Consider the following 21,613-nt stretch of genomic DNA (forward strand, 5'->3'; position numbering starts at 1 on the left):
GTGTGTCTTAAAAACTGGAAATTAGACTGAGACAAAGAAATAAGGTAGAACTTACTATGGGACAAGTTGGTAACTAAATAAGGGCACCTCTATAAACTCCCAAAATTGCAAATTTGGAGTTACGAAAGCCTTGTTAAATCAACATTTTAAATTTTAGAAAATTAGTTTTTGGAGGTCCCCAAAAATATTAGAGAATTTTTAAAGATTCTATTTGTACGATTTAAAATATAACTAAAAAGAAGCTAAGGTTGTAGCACTCAGCTTCTATTTCTCCACTATTAAAAAATCGCATCCAGCAATGATGTGCTTCCACCACCACCGTCACCACCTGCACCGACAATATGATTGCCAATGACCTGAGCAAAAGTCTCAATGTTCAAACTCTGTACATAGATTTCTCCATAACCAGTAAAGGTATTAACGATTCCTTCACCTGTACCGATAGATTGGAGGAAACCATTTTCCATATGGATATTGTAGTCCAAATCACGACTCCAAGCAACCACATGAGCATTGTCAATGGTGATACTTCCACCATCCAAAGTTAGCTTCTTAATAGAACCAAACGCATTCGCCAAAAGTGTGCCATGCCCCTCTGTAGTCATCACAAAGAGTCCCCCCTGACCGCCAAAGAAAGCTTTCCCAACACTCTGGCGTTCCATTTTATATTGGGCAGAACCATCAAGGGCAAGGAAGGCACCATCATTTAGTCGATATTGCTCTGCACCAAGTTCCAAGGCAATAACCTGACCTGGCGTTGAAGGCGCAAGTGCAATTTTTCCATCGTCACTATTGGAAATAGCTTGCGTGATAAACATAGATTCGCCTGATACCATTGACCGACCGATGGCCCCCATCAATTTACCAAAACCTGAACCACCACGCGCATTGAGCTTGGTATTCAAAGTCACACTGGGCGTATGGTAAACCATACTCCCCTGTTGAATATAAGCTGACTCTCCAGCCTCCAAGGCGATTTCCACTAAAGGAAATTGCATATTGCTGTCGATCGTGTATTTCATCCGATTGTCTGACATAGTTGCCTCCTATTTTTTACGAAATGTACCTGTTAACCACAGGATTGCTATGATAAACCAAAAACAAGCTAAAATAAACCAAGTATCATTTATCTCTTTGTTTGTTCTGTTGTGATAATACAATTTTATCTCATTCAAAAAAACTTGTCAAGGATTTCTCGGCCATTCAGATAAAATTTACAGGAAAAACCGAACTTCCTGAGTATTCCTATATAACTTCCGTCATCCGACCCGTATCTACATCATAAACCGCACCAGAAATTTCAACGTCGTCAGGTATGAGCGGAGATTGTTTCAAAAGAGCAATATCTGCCCGCACGCTTTCTTCAATGTCTGTAAAAGGAAGAAAGTCCTGACCAGCCACATCCACTCCCAAATCCCGCTTAAGTTGGGCCGCAAAGTCCTCATTGGTAAAGGTCTGGGCACCGCAGTCTGTATGGTGGAGCACCACGATTTCCCGTGTACCGAGTTGCTGCTGGGAAATGACTAGCGAGCGAATCATGTCTTCTGTCACACGCCCACCCGCATTCCGCAGAATGTGAGCATCCCCCAGAGCCAAGCCCAAGGCCTGCGCCACGTGAAGCCGTGAGTCCATACAGGTCACGATAGCCACCTTGGTCTTGGGCCTAAGCGGCAGATGATGGGTACCATGCAGGTCAACATAGGCCTTGTTGGCCTTCATAAAGTTTTGAAAATAAGACATAGGACCTCCTTGTCTGATAAGAATTTCTGAATTTTTCAGAAACAGGTTAGACCTAGCTTATCACATTCCCGACTATTTGTCGCAAAAAGAGGAGCGACTAGCTGTCACTCCCGAATGATTTTATCAGTTGAATACTTTCTGTAAGACTTCGCCAATGGTGGTCACGCCGACAACAGTGATTTCCTTGGGTACCTTGATTCCTGTCAGGGAATTTTTAGGGGCATAGACCTTAGTAAAGCCCAATTTGGCGGCTTCGTTAATCCGTTGTTCAATCCGATTGACGCGGCGGATTTCCCCTGTCAGACCGATTTCGCCTATAAAGCACTCTTGTGGGTTGGTCGGCTTATCCTTGTAACTGGAGGCAAGGGCAACTGCGACTGCCAGGTCAATAGCTGGCTCATCTAGTTTGACACCGCCTGCTGACTTGAGGTAGGCATCTTGGTTTTGGAGGAGCAGGCCTGCCCGTTTTTCCAAAACCGCCATAATCAAGCTGGCACGGTTGAAATCCAGTCCTGTCGTGGTCCGCTTGGCATTGCCAAACATGGTCGGCGTCACCAGAGCCTGCACTTCCGCAAGGATTGGACGGGTGCCCTCCATGGTCACGACAATCGCAGAGCCAGTCGCCCCGTCCAGACGCTCTTCCAGAAAGACCTCACTTGGATTGAGAACTTCGACCAAACCCTGCGACTGCATTTCAAAAATGCCGATTTCGTTGGTGGATCCAAAGCGGTTTTTGACCGCCCGCAAGATACGGAAGGTGTGCTGCCGCTCGCCCTCAAAATAAAGAACGGTGTCCACCATATGCTCCAAGGTCCGCGGTCCAGCCAGGGTTCCTTCCTTGGTCATGTGGCCGACGATAAAGGTTGCAATATTGTTGGTCTTGGCAATCTGCATGAGTTCATTGGTCACTTCACGGACCTGACTGACAGATCCTTGCACGCTGGAGATGTCAGGGCTCATAATGGTCTGGATAGAATCGATAATCAGGAAATCTGGCTTGATTTTCTCAATCTCGGTCCGAATGCTCTGCATATTGGTCTCCGCATAGAGATAGAATTCGCTGTCAATGTCGCCCAAACGCTCGGCACGGAGCTTAATCTGCTGGGCAGATTCCTCCCCCGACACATAGAGGACGGTGCCAATGGTAGACAGCTGAGTGGATACTTGCAGGAGCAAGGTGGACTTGCCAATCCCTGGATCGCCTCCAATGAGAACTAGGCTGCCCGGCACCACTCCACCACCGAGGACGCGGTTAAACTCCTCCATATTGGTCTTGGTGCGGGCCACTTGAATGGAGGAAACTTCATTGAGCTTCATCGGACGGGTCTTCTCACCTGTCAGGCTGACCCGCTCGTTCTTAACTTCAGCGACTTCCACTTCCTCGACAAAGGAAGACCAGGAGCCACAGTTGGGGCAACGGCCCAGATACTTGGGCGAGTGGTACTCGCAGGATTGACAGACAAAGGTTGTTTTTTTCTTAGCGATGGTCATTTCCTCCTATAGATTATATTCTAGGATTTCGCAGTAGGCTATAGTTTCTTTGGGAACAAACTGGCGTATCAGCATACCGTGACAGACGATAACGATTCGGTCATAGGCTTGGTATTTTTCAAGGGCCTGTAAAAATCGCTCTTTCATCTCCGCACCAGTCTCATAACGAACAGGAGAAGTCTCGGGCACCGCTCCGCCATTTTCCCAAAATAATCGATGAGCCAAGACAGCCTCATCTTGACTGGTATTTTGCCCCGTCAGGTCTGGTCGCCACTCATGAAAAAAGGGTTCGACCAGAAGAGGTAGTTGCTGGGCCTGAGCAATGTAGGTTGCAGTTTCCAAGGCCCGTGTGACGCTTGAAGCAATGACTACTTGAGCTTGGGAAAAGATAGGATCACTAGCAATTTCCTGAGCTAAAGTCCGCCCCTTTTCAGTTAAAGGAGCCAGATCCCGTCCAAAACCTGCATACAGCCGAGGATTATCATGCTGGTCAAACATACTGTAGTCAGGCTCGGAATGTCGTACAAAGAGAATCTGCATAGTAGTCTATTTCCCCGTCGAGCCAAATCCACCTGTCCGAACGCCGTCGGCCTGGTCACCGTCAGCCAAGAGGAAGGGGGCAAAAACAGCCTGCACAATTCGCTCGCCAGCTTCCACCACGACAGTTTCCTCGGTGATGTTTCGCATCTGGGCAAAGATGTGGCCTTCATTGGCTGGATTGCCATAGTAGTCGCCGTCAATAACTCCAACCGAGTTAATCAGGACCAGCCCCTTCTTGCGAGGATTGGACGAGCGATCGTAGAGATAGAGGACCTCATTGGCCTGCATATAGGCCTTTACACCAGTCGGCACCAGTTTAATCTCGCCTGGCTCCAAGCTGACGGTTTCTGCAGCCTTCAGGTCGTAACCTGCTGCGTGGGCTGTCTCACGTTTTGGCAATAAGTTTTCATCTGTAAACTGGCTGACCAGTTCGAATCCACGGATTTTCATACTATTTTTTCTTTTATCCTTTCAAAACGTTGATTTAATAAGGTTTCTTAGATTGGTTTTTATCGTGCGTAGATTTATCTGCACAATCCCTTTGACAATGCATCATGCTATCTGATATGATAGACAAACTCCCGGACTTTATTGAAGGGAGGTGATACCGTGGCGGAAATCATTCTTACCGTGTTTTTTCTGCCGTTGTTGGTTAGTATTCTGACATCGTTGTTTGAATATTGGATAAACAATCGCAGAAAGTAGCCCCAGGGGCAAAAGAAAAACCCTCAACGTTGCAGCGTTGGGGGGGGTTGATACCGTGCTAACATTCTTATACCGCGTTTGTTAACAACATCAGTATAGCACCCCTTTATTCGATTGTCAAATGATACAGTATTGAGGACTTGATTTAATAGCACGATTGTCAGCTACTAGCTCTATTATACACTAATTCGCAAAAGCCTGCGATATTTAGCAAAAAACACCTGACAAACAGGTGCTACTACTATAAACTAGCTCAAGCAGTTCAAACCACTTCCGAGCCAAAAATATCCCAATACTCCCCGACTTCTTTCTCCAAATGTTCAACCATCTCTAGCAAGTCTGCAGCTCGGAGAATAGCAAGTCCCTTATCTACCATCCCTCTATCCTGCTGAAAGATACCCATACGGACATTAGCCATGCCTACATAATCAATCCGCATACTTTCCTGAGCCATGGCATAAACTCTCTCCATTACTGAAATACAAAGTTGATACTCTTCATTTTTCAACAAAACAGTCGATAGATTGTAAAGAAAAGCAAACTGACTAACTTGTACATCTCTGAAGTCCTTATACTTGTCCAAGGAAAGCAAGATTTTATCTACAAAGCCTTTCAAATGAGATACAGGAATGATAGGAAGTACCAACCCCAACTTACGAAAATCAGATAAATACCAAGTATCCGACTTTTCCAATTCTTTCCAGAGTGCTTGTCCCAACTGTCTAGTCCGCTCCCCATCTCCTGTTTGATAGATAGAGAGAGCTAACCGTATCTGTTGTTCGATTCGCTGAACCCGTATATCTTCCTGCCTCTTCAAATACTGCTCTATTTGGTACAAAAAATCTTGACAGTTTGATTCAGAAAAAAATTGTCCTCTAAGATTTTCAAAACAATGGATGATAGACGAACGCTCCGAAGGCTGATAGGCATGGCAAATATAGTCAAACTCTGCAAAGGTCATATCCAACTGACGGAGGATATGGGAAAAGTGGGCAATGGTAGGGTACTCCTTGTTGTTTTCAATTTTTGATAGGGTCGTCCGTGACAAGGCATCTCCACAAACATCCTGCTGGCTAAGCCCTTTGGACTTACGAATTTCTTTTAAGACTGTTCCAAAATCCCATTTCATGCAAGACCTCCAAAAAATGTGAGAAATGTTTACGTTTTCATCTTTTGCATTTATTCTATGATACCATAATAGTAAAGAAAAACAAACAAAATAATAGGAGGCACTTTTATGAAAAATTGGAAAAACTATCTCTTGCTTTTAACTTACTCAGCCATCCTACTAGCCCCTCAACTTTTAGGGGGTGGATGGGTTATCATTTGGCCAGTTATCAATAAATAAGCTACCACTATCTCACCACTCTGGAAAGGAGGAAAATGACTGAAAACTATATGTTGGGTGGAGGGGATGGGAAAGCTAATCTTGAAAATAAAAATACACTTTAGAAAGGAAAATTATCATGAAAGTTCATAAATATATAGCTCTCGGCCTACTATCTATTTCATTAATTCCCAGTACTTCGGCTCTTATGCAATCTAATTCCGTTTATGCTAACGAGATAGCCACAACTACCTCTACAAGAAACTTGTTAAACACTCTGGAAGAAAAAGGTTACTTAGAAATTGATGATTCTTCGAAAAATGTTAAAATAACAGAAAAATACAAACAAGAAGTATTATCGTCCGTAGATTTAACGCAATATCATGTCGAATTCACTGAAAACTCTGTCACAATTGTTCCACATATCCAAGAACGATCCTTTACAGGTGTTAACAAAATAGTTTATACTTGGAAGGGGTTTGATGTTTATCTAGATAGCACAAATGCTAATCGATTAGCTGCTGGTTTAGGTCTCGGTGCAGTCGCTGCCGCACTAGTGCCTGATCCAACGCTAGCGAAAGCTCTAGCTATCACTTTAGGTGTTGCCGCAGGATTAGTGGGATGGAATAACGCTGCTGGCCGCGGTATCATCATCGCTTTCATAGGTTCTTTGGGCAACGCTAGACCCCACTGGATTACTTCTCAATAAATCCAACCCCTTTCTTAGGAGGTGCTCGACATGGTTTACTTGAAAATAATCATTCTCTGGATTTCTCTAGCCCTTGCATTGTACGGCGACAAGTTCATTCAGAAAGATTTCCCAATTTGGAAAGGGATTTTCCTACTTGTTGCTCTGGCAAGTTCACTTTCTTTTCTATTTTAATCCCACATAGAGTATTTTGGAAAGAAGAACAGTTATGAAACGAACCAATCTCTTTCAAAAAAAAATCAATCGTTTTCACTCTGATTGGCCTCCACTTAGTTGTCTTCCTACTTAGTGGACTTCGCTCTTGGATATTCCACCAACCCTTCAAATGGTGGATTACCCTAGGGATTAGTGTCGGTTTTTCAGTTGCTTATCTCTTAGTAACAAAAAATGACCCCTAGCCATCAACGACTCACTAACTAGAAAATTGCTAATAAACTACATCAGATGAATATGAAAACATTCCGAGAAAATCTATACAAGACTGAATGTATCAAGTTATCTAGCTTAATCTTGAAGTCGTATAGAACAAATACTTATACTCAATGAAAATCAAAAACAGACTAGGCGACGCAGATGCAGATAGAACTGAAGTTCATCAAATCAAGCCAACAACGTCTGATTTTGATTTTCGAAGAGTATTAAAAACCAGTCAATCACAGAAATAGAGATTGACTGGTTTTTGCTGTTCACATTCTTATACCATATAACATTCAAAATCAGACTTTACGATACAGATGGAACTCTGTCCCTCCTATTATTCAATGAAATAGGCTGTGATTTTTGAAGTGTGCAATTCAAACACAAACTGGTTGTGGTAGAGTTCGGCGTAGTAGCCGTTGAGCTTGAGGAGCTGGCTGTGGTTGCCTTGCTCAATCACTTTTCCGTCTTTGAGGACGATGTTCAACCCTCAAATCTGACTTTATTTCTCCGGTATGACCCAAAACAAATAGTAAGTGATGAAGATTGTTAATAGTCCCAGTCCTATTTTGACCAATAAAATAGGAGCCAGCCAGATAGAAATTGCCATGAGTAAGTAAATTTGCCAGATGATTTGCTTTTTTCGTTTGCGGGAAATGGATTTGGTCTCAACGTAATCAGCTACGTAAAATTGATAAATTTTTGTATTGCGTAGCCATTTTTCAAACCTTTTTGAACTTCTCGCAAAGCAAAAACCAGCTAAAAGTAACAAAGGGGTTGTCGGAACTATCGGCAAAACAATCCCAATGACACCAAGCATCAAACTAACAAAACCAAATACTAGATAGAATATTCTCTGCATACTAATATTATACCAAAAGAACTCGTGAATTTTTGAACAATTTTATCACATTTTCAGAAAACGCTTGCATTTTATTGAATAAACGGGTATGATAAAAGTACCAAATTTAGGAAAGAGAGAAGACGCTATGAAACTTCTAGGACTGGTCGGAACAAACTCCGCTCGCTCAACCAACCGCAAACTCTTGCAGTACATTGAACAGCACTTCGCTGATAAGGCAGATATCGAACTGGTTGAAATCAAGGAACTCCCAATCTTCAATAAACCAGCCAATCGAGAATTACCAGAAATTGTCAAAGAATTGGTCGCAAAAATTGAGGCTGCTGACGGAGTCATCATCGGAACTCCCGAATATGACCACTCTATTCCAGCTGTCCTTATGAATGCCCTTGCTTGGGTATCATACGGTGTCTATCCACTATTAAACAAACCAGTTATGATTACTGGTGCTTCTTATGGAACACTTGGTTCCTCTCGTGCCCAACTACAGCTACGTCAAATTCTCAACGCTCCTGAACTCAAGGCCACTGTCTTGCCAGATGAATTTTTATTGTCACATTCCTTGCAAGCCTTTGATGCCAATGGGGAGCTCATTGATTTAGAAACTAGTCAAAAACTGGATGCCATCTTTGATGACTTCCGCCTCTTTGTCACCATGACTGGCAAGCTATCTAACGCAAAAAAATTACTCCAAAAAGAAGCTGAAAACTTCGATTGGGAAAACCTGTAAGAGAGGAATATACTATGAAATTTGTCGGAATTGTTGGATCAAATGCAGATCAATCTTATAACCGTATGCTATTGCAATTCATTCAACGCCACTTTAAAGTGAAGTTTGAACTAGAACTTTTGGAAATCAAAGATGTTCCAATGTTCAATCAGGACGAAGACCAGTCTGATTGTTTTGCAATTCAATACCTTTACAACAAAATCACCCGTGCTGACGGGGTCATTATTGCTACCCCTGAGCACAATCATACCATTACCCCTGCCCTTAAGAGTACTCTGGAATGGCTCAGCTTTAATTTGCACCCATTCGAAAATAAACCAGTTATGATTATCGGGGCATCTTACTACGATCAAGGAACTTCTCGTGCCCAAGTTCACCTACGGAAAATTTTAGATGCACCAGGTGTCAATGCTTACACACTACCAGGTAATGAATTCCTCCTTGGTAAGGCCAAAGAAGCTTTTGACGATAAGGGCAATATCATCAATGAAGGTACCGTGAAATTCTTAGAAAGCTGTCTAGACAACTTTATCAAGTATGTCGGTGTTGTATCCAAATTGAAAAAACCAAAACCAATCGCACCAGAAGATTTGGACTGTGGAAAGCCGATTGCGACGACCATCCACGGCATCGATCCAGATGATCCAGACTGGTTGGAAAAAGCTGCCAAACAGGTCAATGCCGTTGAGGGAAATACCTATGTGAAATTGGACAACGGTCTCCTCACCGTAGACCAACTCAATATGTTCCTCAATGCGATGCCATTTGAATTGACATATGCAGATGATAATAACCAATTCCTCTACTACAACAACAAGCACCAAGAACCTGATACCATGTTAGGTAAACGGGTACTTGCTCAAGTAGGAAATCGCCTGTCAACTGTCCACGGTACGCTACCTCCTGCCCGCATGAAGAATGTTGAATGGGTTGTCGGTACCTTGCGTAATGGTAATCAGGAATATGTTCGTACCATTGTACCCGGTACCCCTGCTGAAATTATCAACACCCACAACTACCAAGCTATGTACTATCCTGACGGATCCTACGCTGGTATCAATGAAATTATCTTTAATTTCAAACCATGGCTAGATTGGTATCTTGAAGCTACTGGTCAACGCTTGGTTGGTGGTTCGGGAACTGCCGCAGCTCCTGCACATGTTGACGCAACCTCTGGTGCATCAGATGCTGGTAGTGCCCCTGCTACTTCCACACCGACAGATGCAGATTCTGGTGCATCCGCTCACTAATCGTTCACATATAGTGGGAAGAACTCTTCCCACTATATTTTTCAAACAAAACATTGATCATGATTTCACAAGGAGTTCCTATGTCACCATTTCAAGAAAAAATTTCAGCTGCAGTTTCAAAAAAAGAAGCCCTTTTTGACGAAAGTCTAGGCCGCTATGCCTTGCGTTCCATGTATGCAGGAGCCTACCTGACTATGTCAACAGCTGTCGGTATTATCGGAGCAGACGTTATTGCCAGTCAATTTCCAAGTTTGTCGCGCTTTGTCTTTACCTTCATCTTTGCTATTGGGCTGGTTTTTGTTCTTCTTTTTGGTGGTGAATTAGCCACATCTAACATGATGTATCTCACAACTGGTGCCTACTATAAGCAAATTAGCTGGAAAAAAGTGACACTGATGCTGCTATACTGTACTTTCTTTAACTTTGTAGGCGCTACTATTCTAGCCTGGCTCTTCAATCAGTCCTTCTCCTACCTCAATCTCTCTGATAAGAGCTTTGTCGTCAATGCCGTTACCATCAAACTTGGAAAATCTGACTGGAGTAATTTTATTGAAGGGATCACGGCTAATATGTTTGTAAATATGGCAATCCTTGGCTTCATGCTCATCAAAGAACAGTCTGCTAAGTTCTTTGTCATCATTTCCTCCATTTTTATGTTCGTTTTCCTCATCAATGAGCATCTGGTCGCCAATTTCGCATCTTTCATGCTCCTAGCTTTTAACGCTACTCGAAGCAATGTCGAAGACTTCAATATGATCAATATCCTTCGTCAATGGATTGTGGTCTTTTTTGGAAATTGGCTTGGAGCCGGTCTCTTTATCGGTATCGCCTACGCTTGGCTCAATCAAACCAAAACCAACCATATTGAGCAATAAGCCTACCACAAAAACAGCCAAGATAAACCACGTCCTAAACGTTTAAGGATTGTGGTCTGCTTATCTTGGCTGTTTATTTTTCTATATATTATTCAAACACAAACTGGTTGTGGTAGAGTTCGGCGTAGAAGCCGTTGAGCTTGAGGAGCTGGCTGTGGTTGCCTTGCTCGATTACTTTTCCATCTTTGAGGACGATGATTTCGTCCGCATTGAGAATGGTTTTGAGGCGGTGGGCAATGACGAAGCTGGTCCGTCCTGCGATAATAGCCTCCATAGCTTTTTGAATTTTGGCTTCCGTTACGGTATCAACGTTAGACGTTGCTTCGTCCAAAATCAAGACTTGTGGATCTGTCAAGAGCGTACGGGCAATGGAAATCAGCTGTTTCTGACCTGTCGAGAAGACATTCTCATCATCGGTCACAAAGGTTTCATAGCCCTCTGGCAAGCTCATGATGAAGTCGTGGATATGGGTGGCACGAGCTGCGGTTTCCACCATTTCCTGCGAAATGCTCTCATCACCAAAGCGGATATTGTCCGCAATAGTACCTGAGAAAAGGACTGACTCCTGCAAGACAATGCCGACCTTATCCCGCAAGCTGTCCAAGTCATATTCCCGAATATCGCGACCGTCAAAGGCCACACTACCACTATTGACATCATAGAAGCGGTTAATCAAGTTCATAATGGTAGTCTTACCAGATCCCGTCGGACCAACGACCGCCACCATTTTGCCCTTAGGAGCAAAGATAGACACCTTGTCCAAGACCTTCTGACCTGGCAGGTAGCCAAAGTCGATGTCCTTAATTTCAACACCTTCTTTTAATTCGGTAAATAGCGGAGCGTTTTGAGGACGAACTTCCTCAGGCTCATCAAACATTTCCTGAATACGATGAGCTCCTGTGAAAGCTAGCTGCAATTCTGCCCAGCTGGCAGCAACCTGCATGATTGGCTGGTAATACTGTTGCGAATACTGAACAAAGGTCACGACCAGACCAAGTGCGGCAGCTGTTTCTAGCGAGCTATCATTGAGAACAATGCTGGAGCCTGCAAAGATAACAATGGCCGTATTGACCAAGCTCATACCATTCATAAATGGGAAGAGAATCCCACCAAACAAGCGACCCTTGAAGGTCGTACGGCGAACTTCTTCATTGAGTTCCAAGAAACCATCAATAGTCTCTTCCTGCACACCCTGTACAATAATCGCTTTTTGTCCAGAAATTTTCTCGTCCATGTAGGCATTGAGTTTAGACACCGCAGCCTGTTGCTTATCAGTATATTTCCGTGACAGGCGGATGATAACGACCAAGGCAATCAAGGCAACTGGCGTAGAAGCAATGGTCACCAAGGCCAAGCGAGTATCCTGACGGAACATCATGATGACCATACCAACATAAAGAGCGATGTTGGTCACCACTTGAGTCAAAGACTGGTTAAAAGCGTTTTGGATATTGTCCAAATCACTGGTAAAGCGAGAGAGAATATCCCCGTCCTTGTGGCTATCAAAGAAGGCAACTGTCAAACGTTCCAGCTTGCCAAACAAGCCCTTACGCATACGGTTGGTCGAATGAGCCACGATGCGCGTGAAGAGAAGGGTGTAAATCAAGGTTGCCACAACCGTCGCCGCATAGGCGAAGAAAAGGTTGAGCATAACCCCATTAAAATCAGACAGGTCAGGTTTGAAATCTGACTGACCCATTTGCACCGAAGCAAAGTAAGCCTGCCCGATTTTCCCCATCTCCGCAATGGCATTTCCAAGGAAAACAGGTGTCTTAACCTGCAAGTAGGTCGCTGTCACAATGGCTAGAAAAATCACAGCAAAGGACAGTTTATAGCGTTTGAAATAAAACCAGAAAAAACGTAACGTCTTCATAACATGATACTAAGGTCGCCCAGAAAGCGACCGAAAAATAGGAAACCAACGCCGCGTCCCGAAACGCTAGGCGGTTTATCTTTTTTCGAAGCTTTCCGACCGAGTTCAAATACAATCGTTCTATATAGACTGCACTTGCTTAGTTCTCCTCCCTCCCTTTCTGTGTTTCGTAAATTTCACGGTAGACATCATTCGTAGCTACCAGCTCGGCGTGGGTACCTTGGCCGATCAGACGACCTTCGTCAAGAACCAAAATCTTATCAGCTTTGACAACAGAAGAAATCTTCTGGGCAACGATGACAGTGGTTGTCCCCTTCAAATCATGGTTGAGAGCCTCTTGGACTAGTTTCTCAGACTTGGCATCCAGGGCAGAAGTTGAGTCATCCAAGACCAAAACCTTAGGCTCGCCAATCACCCCACGAGCAATGGACATCCGCTGCTTCTGACCACCAGAGAAGTTATTTCCACGTTCTTCTACTTGGCTCTCATAGGTATCATCCAAGCGGTCGATAAATTCTTTGGCTTGGGCAATACCTGCGGCCCGCTCCAAACGTTGCAAATCAGCACCAGGTGCCCCTTGACGCAGGTTGTCTGCAATGGTTCCCGAGAAGAGAATAGCCTTTTGCAAGACAATCGATACCGTATCACGCAGGGTGTTCTTGCTGACTTCTTTCAAGTCCCGACCACCGATGGATACCGTTCCTTCTTGCGGGTCAAACAAACGCGGAATCAGTTGAGCAAGAGTGGATTTACCCGCACCTGTTGCACCAACCACACCGACCATTTGACCTGGCTCAATCTCAAATGAGATATTTTTCAACGTCGGCTCGGTATCGTGTGGATAGGTAAAGCTAACATTGTCAAAGACAATCTTACCAGTCAATTCTTCATCCGCCACATCCTTGAAAGTCATAGCAGGCTCCGTATCCAACACCTCGCTGATCCGCTTAATAGAAATGGCAGCACGTGAAGCCTGCATCCCCATAAAGCTAGTCATGATGATGGCAAACATGATTTGCATGAGGTAGCTCATAAAGGAAGTAAAGCCACCAACTGCTTCCATGTTGGTTTTCAACATCCCAGACACCAAGTAAAGCGATGCAAAAATCGCCATGTAGGAGATAAACATCATCAAGGGTTGCAAGATAGCAAAACCGTAGCCGATAAAGAGATTGAGGTCCAAGAGTTCGTTGGATACATCTTTGAATTTCTTGTACTGTTTTTTCTCTTGAACAAAGGATTTGACCACACGAATCCCACGGAGATTTTCCTTGGCAATGCTGTTCATCTTGTCCATGAGGGACTGGAATTTCCCAAAACGTGGTCCCATTTGCCCCATGACAACCGCCATAATAGCCATAATCAAGACCACCATGAGAATAATCATCCACCAGAGTTCTGGCATGGTCCGCACCGCCATGATGAAGGCTCCGACAAACAGCAATGGAACCCGCATCAACACTGTGAAGAGCATCATGACAAGGTTCTGGATCTGATTGACATCGTTAGTCATCCGAACAACCAAGTTCCCTGCGTTAAACTCTTCGATATTAGCATAAGAGAAGCTTTGGATTTTCCGAAAGGTCTTCTCACGAATATCCGCAGATACTCCCTGAGAAATCTTAGCTGCTGAAATGGTATTGACAAGCCCTGCCAAAAGACCAATTCCAGCAATAATCAGCAGTAATTTGCCTACACGAACAATTTCATCCTTGTCATTGGCCAAGACTGCTGTCAAGACATCCTGCAAATAACTAGGTTGCATCAAGGTCGTTGCTACGACAATTGACGTTAGCAAGACCGATGCTAAGGCGTACCATTTATAACGTAAAATGGCTTCTTTAAACATGGTCATTCTCCTTATAATTTCGAATATTTTCTTTTAATTGATTAGCCACCTGTTTAACCAAATCAAAGTCCTCTTTTTGAATGCCCCAAAAAAGTGAATGGTGCATTTCTTCATGGAAGGCTTTCAGGTGACAGATTTTTCCTTGTCCTTTCTCTGTCAAAACCAACCGCTTGTAACGTTTGTCAACCTGAGAAGGCAGGACTTGGATAAAGCCATTTTTCTCCATTCGCTTGACCAGATTGCTGGCAACCGATTTGGAAATCTTCAATTCCGCTTCTATATCTTTTACAAAGGTTTCAAGGTCTGACCGTTCCGCAATGAAACGCAAGGCCCAGCCCTGTGGCCCAGCTAGGTGCTCCACATCGTATTCTTTAGCAATGGTTTCACTAATTTGTTCAATCTGATTGAGCAAGTTCCGAAAATCTGCAATGGTATGTCCCACAATGACTCCTTTCCAATCAATTAATTAGCATGGGAACTATTATAGTTCTCTTAAGAACTATTGTCAATCATTTTAACTTCTATTTTCTGAAAATAAGACCTATTTTCAAATCTCACCCTGCTAACATTTTTCTTCCTAACAGCAATATTTGACATGACTTGCAAGATTTTATCTATGGATTATGATATAATATAGACAAATCAACTCAACCTAGAAAGGATTTTCTATGACCAAACAAACCATTGCTGTCTTGGGACCAGGCTCATGGGGAACTGCCCTTGCCCAAGTTCTCAACGATAACGGTCATACTGTCCGTATTTGGGGAAATATCCCTGAACAAATTGACGAAATCAATGAACACCATACCAATACTCGCTACTTCAAGGATATTGTCCTAGATGATAAAATCACAGGCTACAAGGATTTAGCAGAAACCTTAAACGGTGTGGATGCAGTTCTATTCGTTGTGCCGACCAAGGTAACCCGTCTGGTTGCCAAGCAAGTGGCCCAAGCTCTCAAGCACAAGGTGATTGTCATGCATGCCTCAAAAGGTTTGGAACCTGATAGCCACAAACGCTTGTCAGAGGTCTTAGAAGAAGAAATTCCTGCTGATTTTCGCTCTGAAATCGTTGTTGTTTCAGGTCCTAGCCATGCGGAAGAAACCATTGTTCGTGACTTGACCTTGATTTCTGCCGCTTCTAAAGACTTGGAAACAGCCAGCTATGTTCAAAACCTCTTTAGCAACAACTACTTCCGCCTCTACACCAACAATGATGTCATCGGTGTAGAAACTGCTGGTGCCCTGAAAAACATTATCGCCGTAGGGGCGGGTGCTCTTCACGGTCTCGGTTACGGTGACAATGCCAAGGCAGCTATTATCGCTCGCGGTTTGACAGAAATCACACGTCTAGGCGTTGCTATGGGCGCAAATCCCTTGACCTACAGCGGTCTGTCTGGTGTCGGCGACTTGATCGTTACAGGAACCTCTGTCCACTCCCGCAATTGGCGGGCTGGTGACTTGCTTGGTAAGGGTGAAAAACTCGAAGATATCGAAGCAAACATGGGCATGGTTATCGAAGGAATTTCTACTACCAAAGCAGCTTACGAACTGGCTCAAGAATTAGATGTTTACATGCCTATTACCCAAGCCATTTACAGCGTTATTTACCAGGGTGCTAGCATACAAGATGCTATTAAAGAAATCATGTCCGGCGAATTCCGCCACGAAAATGAATGGTCTTAATAAAAAGGAGATTGCATTATGACAAAAAAAGTTAGAAAAGCCGTTATCCCTGCAGCAGGTTTGGGAACACGTTTCCTTCCAGCAACTAAGGCTCTTGCCAAAGAAATGTTGCCGATTGTTGATAAACCAACTATTCAATTTATCGTTGAAGAAGCTCTTCGCTCTGGTATCGAAGATATTTTGGTGGTCACTGGTAAATCAAAACGTTCTATCGAAGACCACTTTGATTCAAACTTTGAATTGGAATATAACCTCAAAGAAAAAGGCAAAAATGATTTGTTGAAACTCGTTGATGAGACAACAGGTATTCGCCTACACTTCATCCGTCAAAGCCACCCACGTGGACTTGGTGATGCCGTTCTTCAAGCTAAAGCATTTGTCGGGAACGAGCCATTTGTTGTCATGCTCGGCGATGACCTCATGGACATCACAGATACAAAAGCTGTCCCATTGACCAAGCAACTCATGAACGACTATGAAAAAACACACGCTTCTACCATTGCAGTTATGCCTGTTCCTCATGAAGAAGTTTCTGCATACGGTGTTATCGCTCCACAAGGTGAAGGTGTCAACGGTCTCTATAGTGTGGAAACCTTTGTGGAAAAACCAAAACCAGAAGATGCTCCTTCTGACCTGGCTATTATCGGACGCTACTTACTCACTCCTGAAATCTTTGAGATTTTAGAAAACCAAAAACCAGGTGCCGGGAACGAGATTCAATTGACAGATGCCATTGATACTCTGAACAAAACGCAACGCGTGTTTGCTCGTGAATTCAAAGGCAACCGTTACGATGTTGGGGATAAGTTCGGTTTCATGAAAACTTCTATCGACTACGCTCTCCAACACCCTCAAGTAAAAGATGATTTGAAACAATACTTGATCGATCTTGGTAAAAAATTAGATACAAAGAAAAACTAGCAAGTGCTAGTTTTTTTCTTATATCACATAGAATATCCCTAGTAGCAAGGCGATCAAACCCAAATAACCAATGAAACTGTAAAAAATCTGTTTTCCTGTAAAGAGATCTTTTTCCACAAGAGGTGGAAGGAACATCACGACCAAGCAACCTCCAACAGCTCCTCCAATATGTCCTGCCATACTAATGGTTGGATTAAAAAGTCCCAAAACCAAGTTCAATCCCAAAAGGACCATGTAGCGTTGACCAAGAACCTGCAGATAAGGGCTGCGACTAAATTTTCTCAAAAGTGCCATAGCTGCAAAAAGACCAAAGAGCGAGGTCGATGCACCTGCACCAACCACATCTGGTGTAAAAAAGAGAACAAAAAGATTGCCCATTATCCCAGACAAGATATACAGCAGGAAGAAACGCCTTGACCCAAACAGCCCTTCTAATTGATAACCCAAACCAAGCAAGGTAATGCTGTTAAAGATAAAATGTTCCCAACCAATGTGGACAAAGATGGGGGAAATCAACCGCCACAACTGAGTCGGATCATACCGCACTACCTCACCAAACATACCACCGAATTCATAAATCGTATAGGCAGCCGTCGTCTGTCCGAAGCGAAATACTTGTATCAATAGGAAAACAAGAGCCGTAACCGCCAACAGGCCATTGGTTACAGGGTAGCGCTTATCAAAAAAGTTCTTCAAAAATCAACAACTCCTTCACTGGAATATCAAATACATCTGGTTCGAAATCATAGACTTGAAATTCTGCCACGGTCGATACCGTCTCCCCCTGATAATCTACTAGGTAGCGATCATAAAAACCACCTCCATAGCCCACTCGAAAACCCGCTTGATTCCAAGCCAAACCAGGGACATGAATCAACTTAACCACAGACTTATCCACAGGTTGTGAATAAGTCCCAGGTTCCCAAACTCCAAACCTAGATTTCACCAAATCATCAGGATTATATTCTACAAAATCCATGCGGCCTTGTGAATAGGTCTTAGGAATGAAAATGCATTTTCCATCCTTTTGAGCCTGTTCAATCAGGTAAGAAGTATCAAACTCATGAGGCATGGAAAGGTAGGTCCCAAGCGACTTTGTGCCTTGATAGGCCTCAGAAGCAAGGAGGCGTTCCGTTAGCTGCTGGCTCCATCTTGCTCGCTGACTACTAGTCAGGTCTTTCAAGCTCTGCAGGACCTCTTGCCGAATGCTCTTTTTATCCACAGAAACTCCTTTCTTTTCAGAAAAAGACTGGAAAACCAGTCTAGTTTGCTTTCATTTTCAAAAAATCGCTCAACTTATCCACAGCAAAGGGAAGCACTTCCTCTTTGGGACTGAGACGAGGATTGTGAAGGGGATAAGGCGTATCCACACCCAACCAGAACATAACACCCGGCACCTTATTGAGCAGGTAGCCGAAGTCCTCACCCGTCATAGCTGGTGGGCAGTCAATCATCTCCACGCCGTCGACTTGTTCAAAATAAATTATCAGTTCATCCGCCAGCTGGGGATTATTTTCCACAGGCAGATAACCGCTAGGATTAAGCTCAATCTCCAAGTCCACTCCAAAGGACAGGGCGATTCCCTCTGCCACTTCCCGCACCCGTTTTTGCACAAGAAGGCTCATGCTCTGGGTCAAAGCCCGAATGGTGCCATGCAAGAAAGCCGTTTCCGCAATGACATTATTGGTCGTACCCGCGTGCAGGGAGCCGAAGGTGACCACAGCTCCCTCAATCGGATCAACGTTACGACTGACCACCGACTGCACCTGAGTCACAAAGTAGCTTGCTGCCACCAAGGCGTCATTGGCAGTATGGGGAAATGCTGCGTGGCCACCTTTTCCTGTAAACCGTATCTTAACTTCACAGGTCCCGGCAAAGAGGGTCGCACGGTTGGTGGCCATTTGACCGACTTTGAGGTCTGGTCGGACATGGAGCCCATAAAATTCATCTGGCAACCAATCCCCGAAAGCTCCCGCTTTATACATGAGCATGCCACCTGCTAGATTTTCCTCCGCAGGCTGAAACAAGAAGAGAAGATTATTTTTCGGTTGCTGCTCTGCCATTTTCTCCAAAAGCCCCAAGGCAATGGTCATGTGGAAATCATGTCCGCAGGCGTGCATTCGGTCTGGGTGGAGGGACTTGAAGTCCAGGTCCGTTTCTTCCACGATAGGCAGGCCGTCAATATCTGCCCGCCAGCCGATGGTCTTTTCAGGAGCAGAGCCTGTCAGATAGACTAAAATGCCTGTCTTCCAGGTGCGAACCTGGGCAAAAGAGCAATCTTCCAGCAAGTTCTCAATAGTTTCCATAAGAAAGGCGTGGGTCTTGAACTCCTCCATGCCCAGCTCTGGAATCTGGTGGAGGGCTCGACGTGTCGCGATTAAATCTAGCATAGCTACCTCTTAGAGTGTTCGCAAAGCCTCTTCCAAGGCTGTCTTTTGTTGGGTTTGAGCGTCGATTTCCTTGATGATGCGGGCTGGCACACCTGCCACTACAACATTTTCAGGGACATCTTGGGTCACAATAGCACCCGCTGCGACAACAGAGCCACTACCGATTTGCACGCCCTCGATAACAACGGCATTAGCACCGACCAAAACATTGTCGCCAACACGCACTGGCTCAGCAGAAGCTGGCTCGATGACACCTGCAAGGACCGCACCTGCACCGATGTGGCTGTTTTTACCAACCATCGCACGACCACCAAGGATAGCCCCCATGTCAATCATGGTACCTGGACCGATTTCCGCACCGATGTTAATTACCGCACCCATCATGATAACGGCATTATCGCCAATGGTCACTTGGTCACGGATAATGGCACCTGGCTCGATACGGGCATTGATGTTACGTTTGTCTAGCAAAGGCACAGCTGAATTGCGACCGTCTTGCTCGACTACGTAGTCTACATTTTCAGTCAAGTTTGCCAAAAGTGGCTCGACGTCTTTCCAGTCACCGAAGAGGACATTGCCAAGCTTTGTCACTTCAGCAGGAACAGGACCAGCCAATTCACCTTCAAAAGTCACTTTAACATTCGTTTTTTTCACAGCATTACCGATAAAGGCAATGATTTCTTGGGCAGTCATTTTTTGTGCAGTCATAATATTTTCTCCATTTTCTTTGGTATTTACTTATTATAACAGAATTTTCAGATTTTTCTAGCAAAGAAAAACAGAAATAGTACTGACTATTTCTGCCTTATCCTTCTTAACCACCTAGGGCTGCAGACATATCATTGATTTGTTGCTGCAAGCTATCTCGGTATTCTTTTAGGAACTGAACGATCCCATCTTTTCCAACAATTGGTGCATTACCGAACAGGCCATATTGTGCTTTCTGCTCATCTACTGACTGTGTAACACTATCTCTCATCGCTTGATAAGTCGCATCATCACCTAGTCCGTGTTGACTGACCATATTTTCATAGTTAGTCACGTATTCATTGACAATAAACTCGTACATTTCCAAATAATCATTGTATGTTTCAATACTTTCAATGGTCGCATCAGTAGAATCCGTTGGGACAAAATCTGTCGCTGAAGCAGTGTCGCTTGTACTAGTTGCTTGTTCTGAACTAGACTGGGTGACACTGCTAGAAGTATCAGTAGCTTCCTTTTTACTTGGTTCAGTAGTAGAACACGCAGCAAGTGCAAACACTGACAGTGCAGTCAAAGTTAGGAAAGTAAGTTTTTTCATAAAATCCTCCAAGAAATTGTTTACACTACCATTATATATATATATGCGTTGTCAAGTATAAAATTAAAAAAAATTAGAAGTTTGACCTCCTAATTTTCAAGCATTCTCTAATCTTCAATTTCTTTTCTCGGATTGACAGCTCCGACGATGTAGTCCTGCACCAGACCTGTATCATCCAGCACAATCCCGTGTAGCACTCCGCCGTAAACAGCTCCACCGTCGATTCCCATTTTCCCATCTGGACTGGTCCAAATCTGACTGATACGAAGCTCGGTCTGATAAAGATTATAAACAGGGGTATGTCCAAAGACAATCATTTTCCCTGTGGTATTTTCAGCCTCATGGAAAGGGGTGCGTAACCAAACCTTATCATGATTATTGGTTTCACGCCAATCTGGTAAGGTCAAATCAACCCCTGCATGGACGAAGATATAGTGCTCAGTCTCGATATGATAGGGGCAAGATTTGACAAAATCAATCAGGTCCTCATATTGTTCCATCACTGCATTGGCATCCACCAGACCATCTACCGGTGCAGCCAAGGGACGCCCCAGTAAGGAATTGATGGTCGTATCTCCACCATTTCTCCGATAGTGGTCGTAGCGATTAACTGGATCGCGTAACCAAGCTAGCAACATCCGTTCATGATTACCAGTCAAACAGATAGCACCTTTTTCACGGACCAACTGTCGCACCAACTCTAGACAAGCCTTTGAATTTTCTCCACGGTCAATCAAATCGCCTAGAAAAATCAGTTGTTGTCGCTCTTCATTCCATTTCTTCAACATATCGAGTAGGAGTTCAAATTTACCATGAACATCTCCTACTACAAAAAATTCATTTTTCATAGTATCTATTCTACCACATTTCCAAAGGAAAGAAAAACTGGGAGTGTGATAGAACTCAAGACATAGAAAAGAGTTCGTCCTCACACCCCCGCACAGTT

At 44.0% G+C, this 21,613-nt stretch carries 25 protein-coding genes; 8 read left to right on the forward strand and 17 right to left on the reverse strand.

The window, feature by feature from the left end; all coding sequences use genetic code 11:
- Positions 1 to 278: 278 nt before the first annotated feature.
- From PHA78_RS11535 to PHA78_RS11560, 6 genes are all read right to left on the reverse strand, one after another.
- The gene (locus tag PHA78_RS11535; RefSeq protein ID WP_002939965.1) at positions 279 to 1,037 is read right to left on the reverse strand and encodes a TIGR00266 family protein; all 759 of its coding nucleotides are present in this window, start codon (positions 1,035 to 1,037) and stop codon (positions 279 to 281) included.
- A 208-nt stretch (positions 1,038 to 1,245) separates the two neighbouring features.
- On the reverse strand, positions 1,246 to 1,740 hold the full coding sequence (locus tag PHA78_RS11540; RefSeq protein ID WP_099780042.1) for a beta-class carbonic anhydrase: 495 nt from the start codon (positions 1,738 to 1,740) through the stop codon (positions 1,246 to 1,248).
- A gap of 123 nt (positions 1,741 to 1,863) precedes the next feature.
- Positions 1,864 to 3,231, reverse strand: a complete 1,368-nt coding sequence (gene radA / locus PHA78_RS11545; protein ID WP_024377772.1) for a DNA repair protein RadA — start codon at positions 3,229 to 3,231, stop codon at positions 1,864 to 1,866.
- 6 nt (positions 3,232 to 3,237) lie between these two features.
- Positions 3,238 to 3,771 carry a histidine phosphatase family protein gene (locus PHA78_RS11550; protein WP_002939962.1) on the reverse strand — a complete coding sequence of 178 codons (534 nt, stop codon included), beginning with the start codon at positions 3,769 to 3,771 and terminating at the stop codon, positions 3,238 to 3,240.
- A 6-nt stretch (positions 3,772 to 3,777) separates the two neighbouring features.
- Positions 3,778 to 4,221 carry a dUTP diphosphatase gene (locus PHA78_RS11555; protein ID WP_002939955.1) on the reverse strand — a complete coding sequence of 148 codons (444 nt, stop codon included), beginning with the start codon at positions 4,219 to 4,221 and terminating at the stop codon, positions 3,778 to 3,780.
- Between the two features lie 517 nt (positions 4,222 to 4,738).
- Entirely contained in the window at positions 4,739 to 5,605 is an 867-nt protein-coding gene (locus PHA78_RS11560; protein WP_029175490.1) for a helix-turn-helix domain-containing protein, read from the reverse strand.
- A gap of 337 nt (positions 5,606 to 5,942) precedes the next feature.
- Between PHA78_RS11560 and PHA78_RS11565 the strand changes: the two genes are divergently transcribed.
- The 3 genes from PHA78_RS11565 to PHA78_RS11575 all read left to right on the forward strand — a co-directional run bounded on the left by PHA78_RS11565 (position 5,943) and on the right by PHA78_RS11575 (position 7,177).
- The gene (locus PHA78_RS11565) at positions 5,943 to 6,512 is read left to right on the forward strand and encodes a hypothetical protein (RefSeq protein ID WP_029175489.1); all 570 of its coding nucleotides are present in this window, start codon (positions 5,943 to 5,945) and stop codon (positions 6,510 to 6,512) included.
- 30 nt (positions 6,513 to 6,542) lie between these two features.
- Positions 6,543 to 6,686: a hypothetical protein gene (locus PHA78_RS11570; protein WP_161947137.1), complete on the forward strand. Its 144-nt coding sequence runs from the start codon at positions 6,543 to 6,545 to the stop codon at positions 6,684 to 6,686.
- Between the two features lie 368 nt (positions 6,687 to 7,054).
- Positions 7,055 to 7,177, forward strand: coding sequence for a hypothetical protein (locus PHA78_RS11575; protein WP_002939945.1), 123 nt, complete (start codon positions 7,055 to 7,057; stop codon positions 7,175 to 7,177).
- A gap of 89 nt (positions 7,178 to 7,266) precedes the next feature.
- Here PHA78_RS11575 and PHA78_RS11580 read toward each other — a convergent pair whose 3' ends face one another.
- The gene (locus tag PHA78_RS11580) at positions 7,267 to 7,416 is read right to left on the reverse strand and encodes a hypothetical protein (protein WP_161498491.1); all 150 of its coding nucleotides are present in this window, start codon (positions 7,414 to 7,416) and stop codon (positions 7,267 to 7,269) included.
- 15 nt (positions 7,417 to 7,431) lie between these two features.
- The gene (locus PHA78_RS11585; protein ID WP_272158212.1) at positions 7,432 to 7,791 is read right to left on the reverse strand and encodes a YbaN family protein; all 360 of its coding nucleotides are present in this window, start codon (positions 7,789 to 7,791) and stop codon (positions 7,432 to 7,434) included.
- Positions 7,792 to 7,918: 127 nt separating this feature from the next.
- Here PHA78_RS11585 and PHA78_RS11590 point away from each other — a divergent pair, with 127 nt between their 5' ends.
- The 3 genes from PHA78_RS11590 (at position 7,919) to PHA78_RS11600 (ending at position 10,646) form a co-directional block, all read left to right on the forward strand.
- Positions 7,919 to 8,521: an NADPH-dependent FMN reductase gene (locus tag PHA78_RS11590; RefSeq protein ID WP_015647489.1), complete on the forward strand. Its 603-nt coding sequence runs from the start codon at positions 7,919 to 7,921 to the stop codon at positions 8,519 to 8,521.
- A gap of 14 nt (positions 8,522 to 8,535) precedes the next feature.
- Entirely contained in the window at positions 8,536 to 9,771 is a 1,236-nt protein-coding gene (locus PHA78_RS11595) for an NAD(P)H-dependent oxidoreductase (RefSeq protein WP_024376122.1), read from the forward strand.
- Between the two features lie 80 nt (positions 9,772 to 9,851).
- Positions 9,852 to 10,646, forward strand: coding sequence for a formate/nitrite transporter family protein (locus PHA78_RS11600; RefSeq protein ID WP_222357527.1), 795 nt, complete (start codon positions 9,852 to 9,854; stop codon positions 10,644 to 10,646).
- An 88-nt stretch (positions 10,647 to 10,734) separates the two neighbouring features.
- On the opposite strand, the gene PHA78_RS11605 is transcribed toward PHA78_RS11600, so the two are convergent.
- The 3 genes from PHA78_RS11605 to PHA78_RS11615 form a co-directional block, all read right to left on the reverse strand.
- A complete protein-coding gene (locus PHA78_RS11605; protein WP_222311198.1) occupies positions 10,735 to 12,519 on the reverse strand; it encodes an ABC transporter ATP-binding protein in 1,785 nt (594 codons plus the stop codon).
- 139 nt (positions 12,520 to 12,658) lie between these two features.
- Positions 12,659 to 14,368 carry an ABC transporter ATP-binding protein gene (locus PHA78_RS11610; protein ID WP_272158213.1) on the reverse strand — a complete coding sequence of 570 codons (1,710 nt, stop codon included), beginning with the start codon at positions 14,366 to 14,368 and terminating at the stop codon, positions 12,659 to 12,661.
- Entirely contained in the window at positions 14,361 to 14,810 is a 450-nt protein-coding gene (locus PHA78_RS11615) for a MarR family winged helix-turn-helix transcriptional regulator (RefSeq protein ID WP_029179478.1), read from the reverse strand. The genes PHA78_RS11610 and PHA78_RS11615 overlap by 8 nt, the downstream gene beginning before the upstream one ends.
- Before the next feature lie 226 nt (positions 14,811 to 15,036).
- On the opposite strand from PHA78_RS11615, the gene PHA78_RS11620 reads away from it, so the two are divergent.
- Together PHA78_RS11620 and galU are read left to right on the forward strand one after the other, a co-directional pair.
- Positions 15,037 to 16,053: an NAD(P)H-dependent glycerol-3-phosphate dehydrogenase gene (locus tag PHA78_RS11620; RefSeq protein ID WP_272158215.1), complete on the forward strand. Its 1,017-nt coding sequence runs from the start codon at positions 15,037 to 15,039 to the stop codon at positions 16,051 to 16,053.
- Between the two features lie 18 nt (positions 16,054 to 16,071).
- Positions 16,072 to 16,974, forward strand: coding sequence for a UTP--glucose-1-phosphate uridylyltransferase GalU (galU, locus tag PHA78_RS11625; protein WP_023371721.1), 903 nt, complete (start codon positions 16,072 to 16,074; stop codon positions 16,972 to 16,974).
- An 18-nt stretch (positions 16,975 to 16,992) separates the two neighbouring features.
- Here the strand turns inward: galU and PHA78_RS11630 are convergent, their stop codons facing one another.
- The 6 genes from PHA78_RS11630 to PHA78_RS11655 form a co-directional block, all read right to left on the reverse strand.
- Positions 16,993 to 17,670 carry a rhomboid family intramembrane serine protease gene (locus tag PHA78_RS11630; protein ID WP_029187591.1) on the reverse strand — a complete coding sequence of 226 codons (678 nt, stop codon included), beginning with the start codon at positions 17,668 to 17,670 and terminating at the stop codon, positions 16,993 to 16,995.
- The gene (locus PHA78_RS11635) at positions 17,654 to 18,196 is read right to left on the reverse strand and encodes a 5-formyltetrahydrofolate cyclo-ligase (protein ID WP_029187592.1); all 543 of its coding nucleotides are present in this window, start codon (positions 18,194 to 18,196) and stop codon (positions 17,654 to 17,656) included. The genes PHA78_RS11630 and PHA78_RS11635 overlap by 17 nt, the downstream gene beginning before the upstream one ends.
- Positions 18,197 to 18,236: 40 nt before the next feature.
- A complete protein-coding gene (locus PHA78_RS11640; protein ID WP_272158217.1) occupies positions 18,237 to 19,364 on the reverse strand; it encodes an N-acetyldiaminopimelate deacetylase in 1,128 nt (375 codons plus the stop codon).
- 9 nt (positions 19,365 to 19,373) lie between these two features.
- Entirely contained in the window at positions 19,374 to 20,072 is a 699-nt protein-coding gene (gene dapD, locus PHA78_RS11645) for a 2,3,4,5-tetrahydropyridine-2,6-dicarboxylate N-acetyltransferase (RefSeq protein WP_099831610.1), read from the reverse strand.
- 106 nt (positions 20,073 to 20,178) lie between these two features.
- On the reverse strand, positions 20,179 to 20,667 hold the full coding sequence (locus PHA78_RS11650; protein WP_228377798.1) for a hypothetical protein: 489 nt from the start codon (positions 20,665 to 20,667) through the stop codon (positions 20,179 to 20,181).
- Positions 20,668 to 20,774: 107 nt separating this feature from the next.
- Positions 20,775 to 21,515, reverse strand: coding sequence for a metallophosphoesterase (locus tag PHA78_RS11655; protein ID WP_029184848.1), 741 nt, complete (start codon positions 21,513 to 21,515; stop codon positions 20,775 to 20,777).
- Between the last annotated feature and the right edge of the window lie 98 nt (positions 21,516 to 21,613).

Source organism: Streptococcus sp. HN38 (assembly GCF_028335765.1).
In the GTDB taxonomy this organism is placed as follows: domain Bacteria; phylum Bacillota; class Bacilli; order Lactobacillales; family Streptococcaceae; genus Streptococcus; species Streptococcus suis_P.

What these genes read in the sequence shown, in the direction of transcription:
- PHA78_RS11535 (WP_002939965.1), bottom strand. Translation starts at nt 1,037, where the DNA reads ATGTCAGACAATCGGATGAAATACACGATCGACAGCAATATGCAATTT.
- PHA78_RS11540 (WP_099780042.1), bottom strand. Translation starts at nt 1,740, where the DNA reads ATGTCTTATTTTCAAAACTTTATGAAGGCCAACAAGGCCTATGTTGAC.
- radA (WP_024377772.1), bottom strand. Translation starts at nt 3,231, where the DNA reads ATGACCATCGCTAAGAAAAAAACAACCTTTGTCTGTCAATCCTGCGAG.
- PHA78_RS11550 (WP_002939962.1), bottom strand. Translation starts at nt 3,771, where the DNA reads ATGCAGATTCTCTTTGTACGACATTCCGAGCCTGACTACAGTATGTTT.
- PHA78_RS11555 (WP_002939955.1), bottom strand. Translation starts at nt 4,221, where the DNA reads ATGAAAATCCGTGGATTCGAACTGGTCAGCCAGTTTACAGATGAAAAC.
- PHA78_RS11560 (WP_029175490.1), bottom strand. Translation starts at nt 5,605, where the DNA reads ATGAAATGGGATTTTGGAACAGTCTTAAAAGAAATTCGTAAGTCCAAA.
- PHA78_RS11565 (WP_029175489.1), top strand. Translation starts at nt 5,943, where the DNA reads ATGAAAGTTCATAAATATATAGCTCTCGGCCTACTATCTATTTCATTA.
- PHA78_RS11570 (WP_161947137.1), top strand. Translation starts at nt 6,543, where the DNA reads ATGGTTTACTTGAAAATAATCATTCTCTGGATTTCTCTAGCCCTTGCA.
- PHA78_RS11575 (WP_002939945.1), top strand. Translation starts at nt 7,055, where the DNA reads ATGAAAATCAAAAACAGACTAGGCGACGCAGATGCAGATAGAACTGAA.
- PHA78_RS11585 (WP_272158212.1), bottom strand. Translation starts at nt 7,791, where the DNA reads ATGCAGAGAATATTCTATCTAGTATTTGGTTTTGTTAGTTTGATGCTT.
- PHA78_RS11590 (WP_015647489.1), top strand. Translation starts at nt 7,919, where the DNA reads ATGAAACTTCTAGGACTGGTCGGAACAAACTCCGCTCGCTCAACCAAC.
- PHA78_RS11595 (WP_024376122.1), top strand. Translation starts at nt 8,536, where the DNA reads ATGAAATTTGTCGGAATTGTTGGATCAAATGCAGATCAATCTTATAAC.
- PHA78_RS11600 (WP_222357527.1), top strand. Translation starts at nt 9,852, where the DNA reads ATGTCACCATTTCAAGAAAAAATTTCAGCTGCAGTTTCAAAAAAAGAA.
- PHA78_RS11605 (WP_222311198.1), bottom strand. Translation starts at nt 12,519, where the DNA reads ATGAAGACGTTACGTTTTTTCTGGTTTTATTTCAAACGCTATAAACTG.
- PHA78_RS11610 (WP_272158213.1), bottom strand. Translation starts at nt 14,368, where the DNA reads ATGTTTAAAGAAGCCATTTTACGTTATAAATGGTACGCCTTAGCATCG.
- PHA78_RS11620 (WP_272158215.1), top strand. Translation starts at nt 15,037, where the DNA reads ATGACCAAACAAACCATTGCTGTCTTGGGACCAGGCTCATGGGGAACT.
- galU (WP_023371721.1), top strand. Translation starts at nt 16,072, where the DNA reads ATGACAAAAAAAGTTAGAAAAGCCGTTATCCCTGCAGCAGGTTTGGGA.
- PHA78_RS11640 (WP_272158217.1), bottom strand. Translation starts at nt 19,364, where the DNA reads ATGCTAGATTTAATCGCGACACGTCGAGCCCTCCACCAGATTCCAGAG.
- dapD (WP_099831610.1), bottom strand. Translation starts at nt 20,072, where the DNA reads ATGACTGCACAAAAAATGACTGCCCAAGAAATCATTGCCTTTATCGGT.
- PHA78_RS11650 (WP_228377798.1), bottom strand. Translation starts at nt 20,667, where the DNA reads ATGAAAAAACTTACTTTCCTAACTTTGACTGCACTGTCAGTGTTTGCA.
- PHA78_RS11655 (WP_029184848.1), bottom strand. Translation starts at nt 21,515, where the DNA reads ATGAAAAATGAATTTTTTGTAGTAGGAGATGTTCATGGTAAATTTGAA.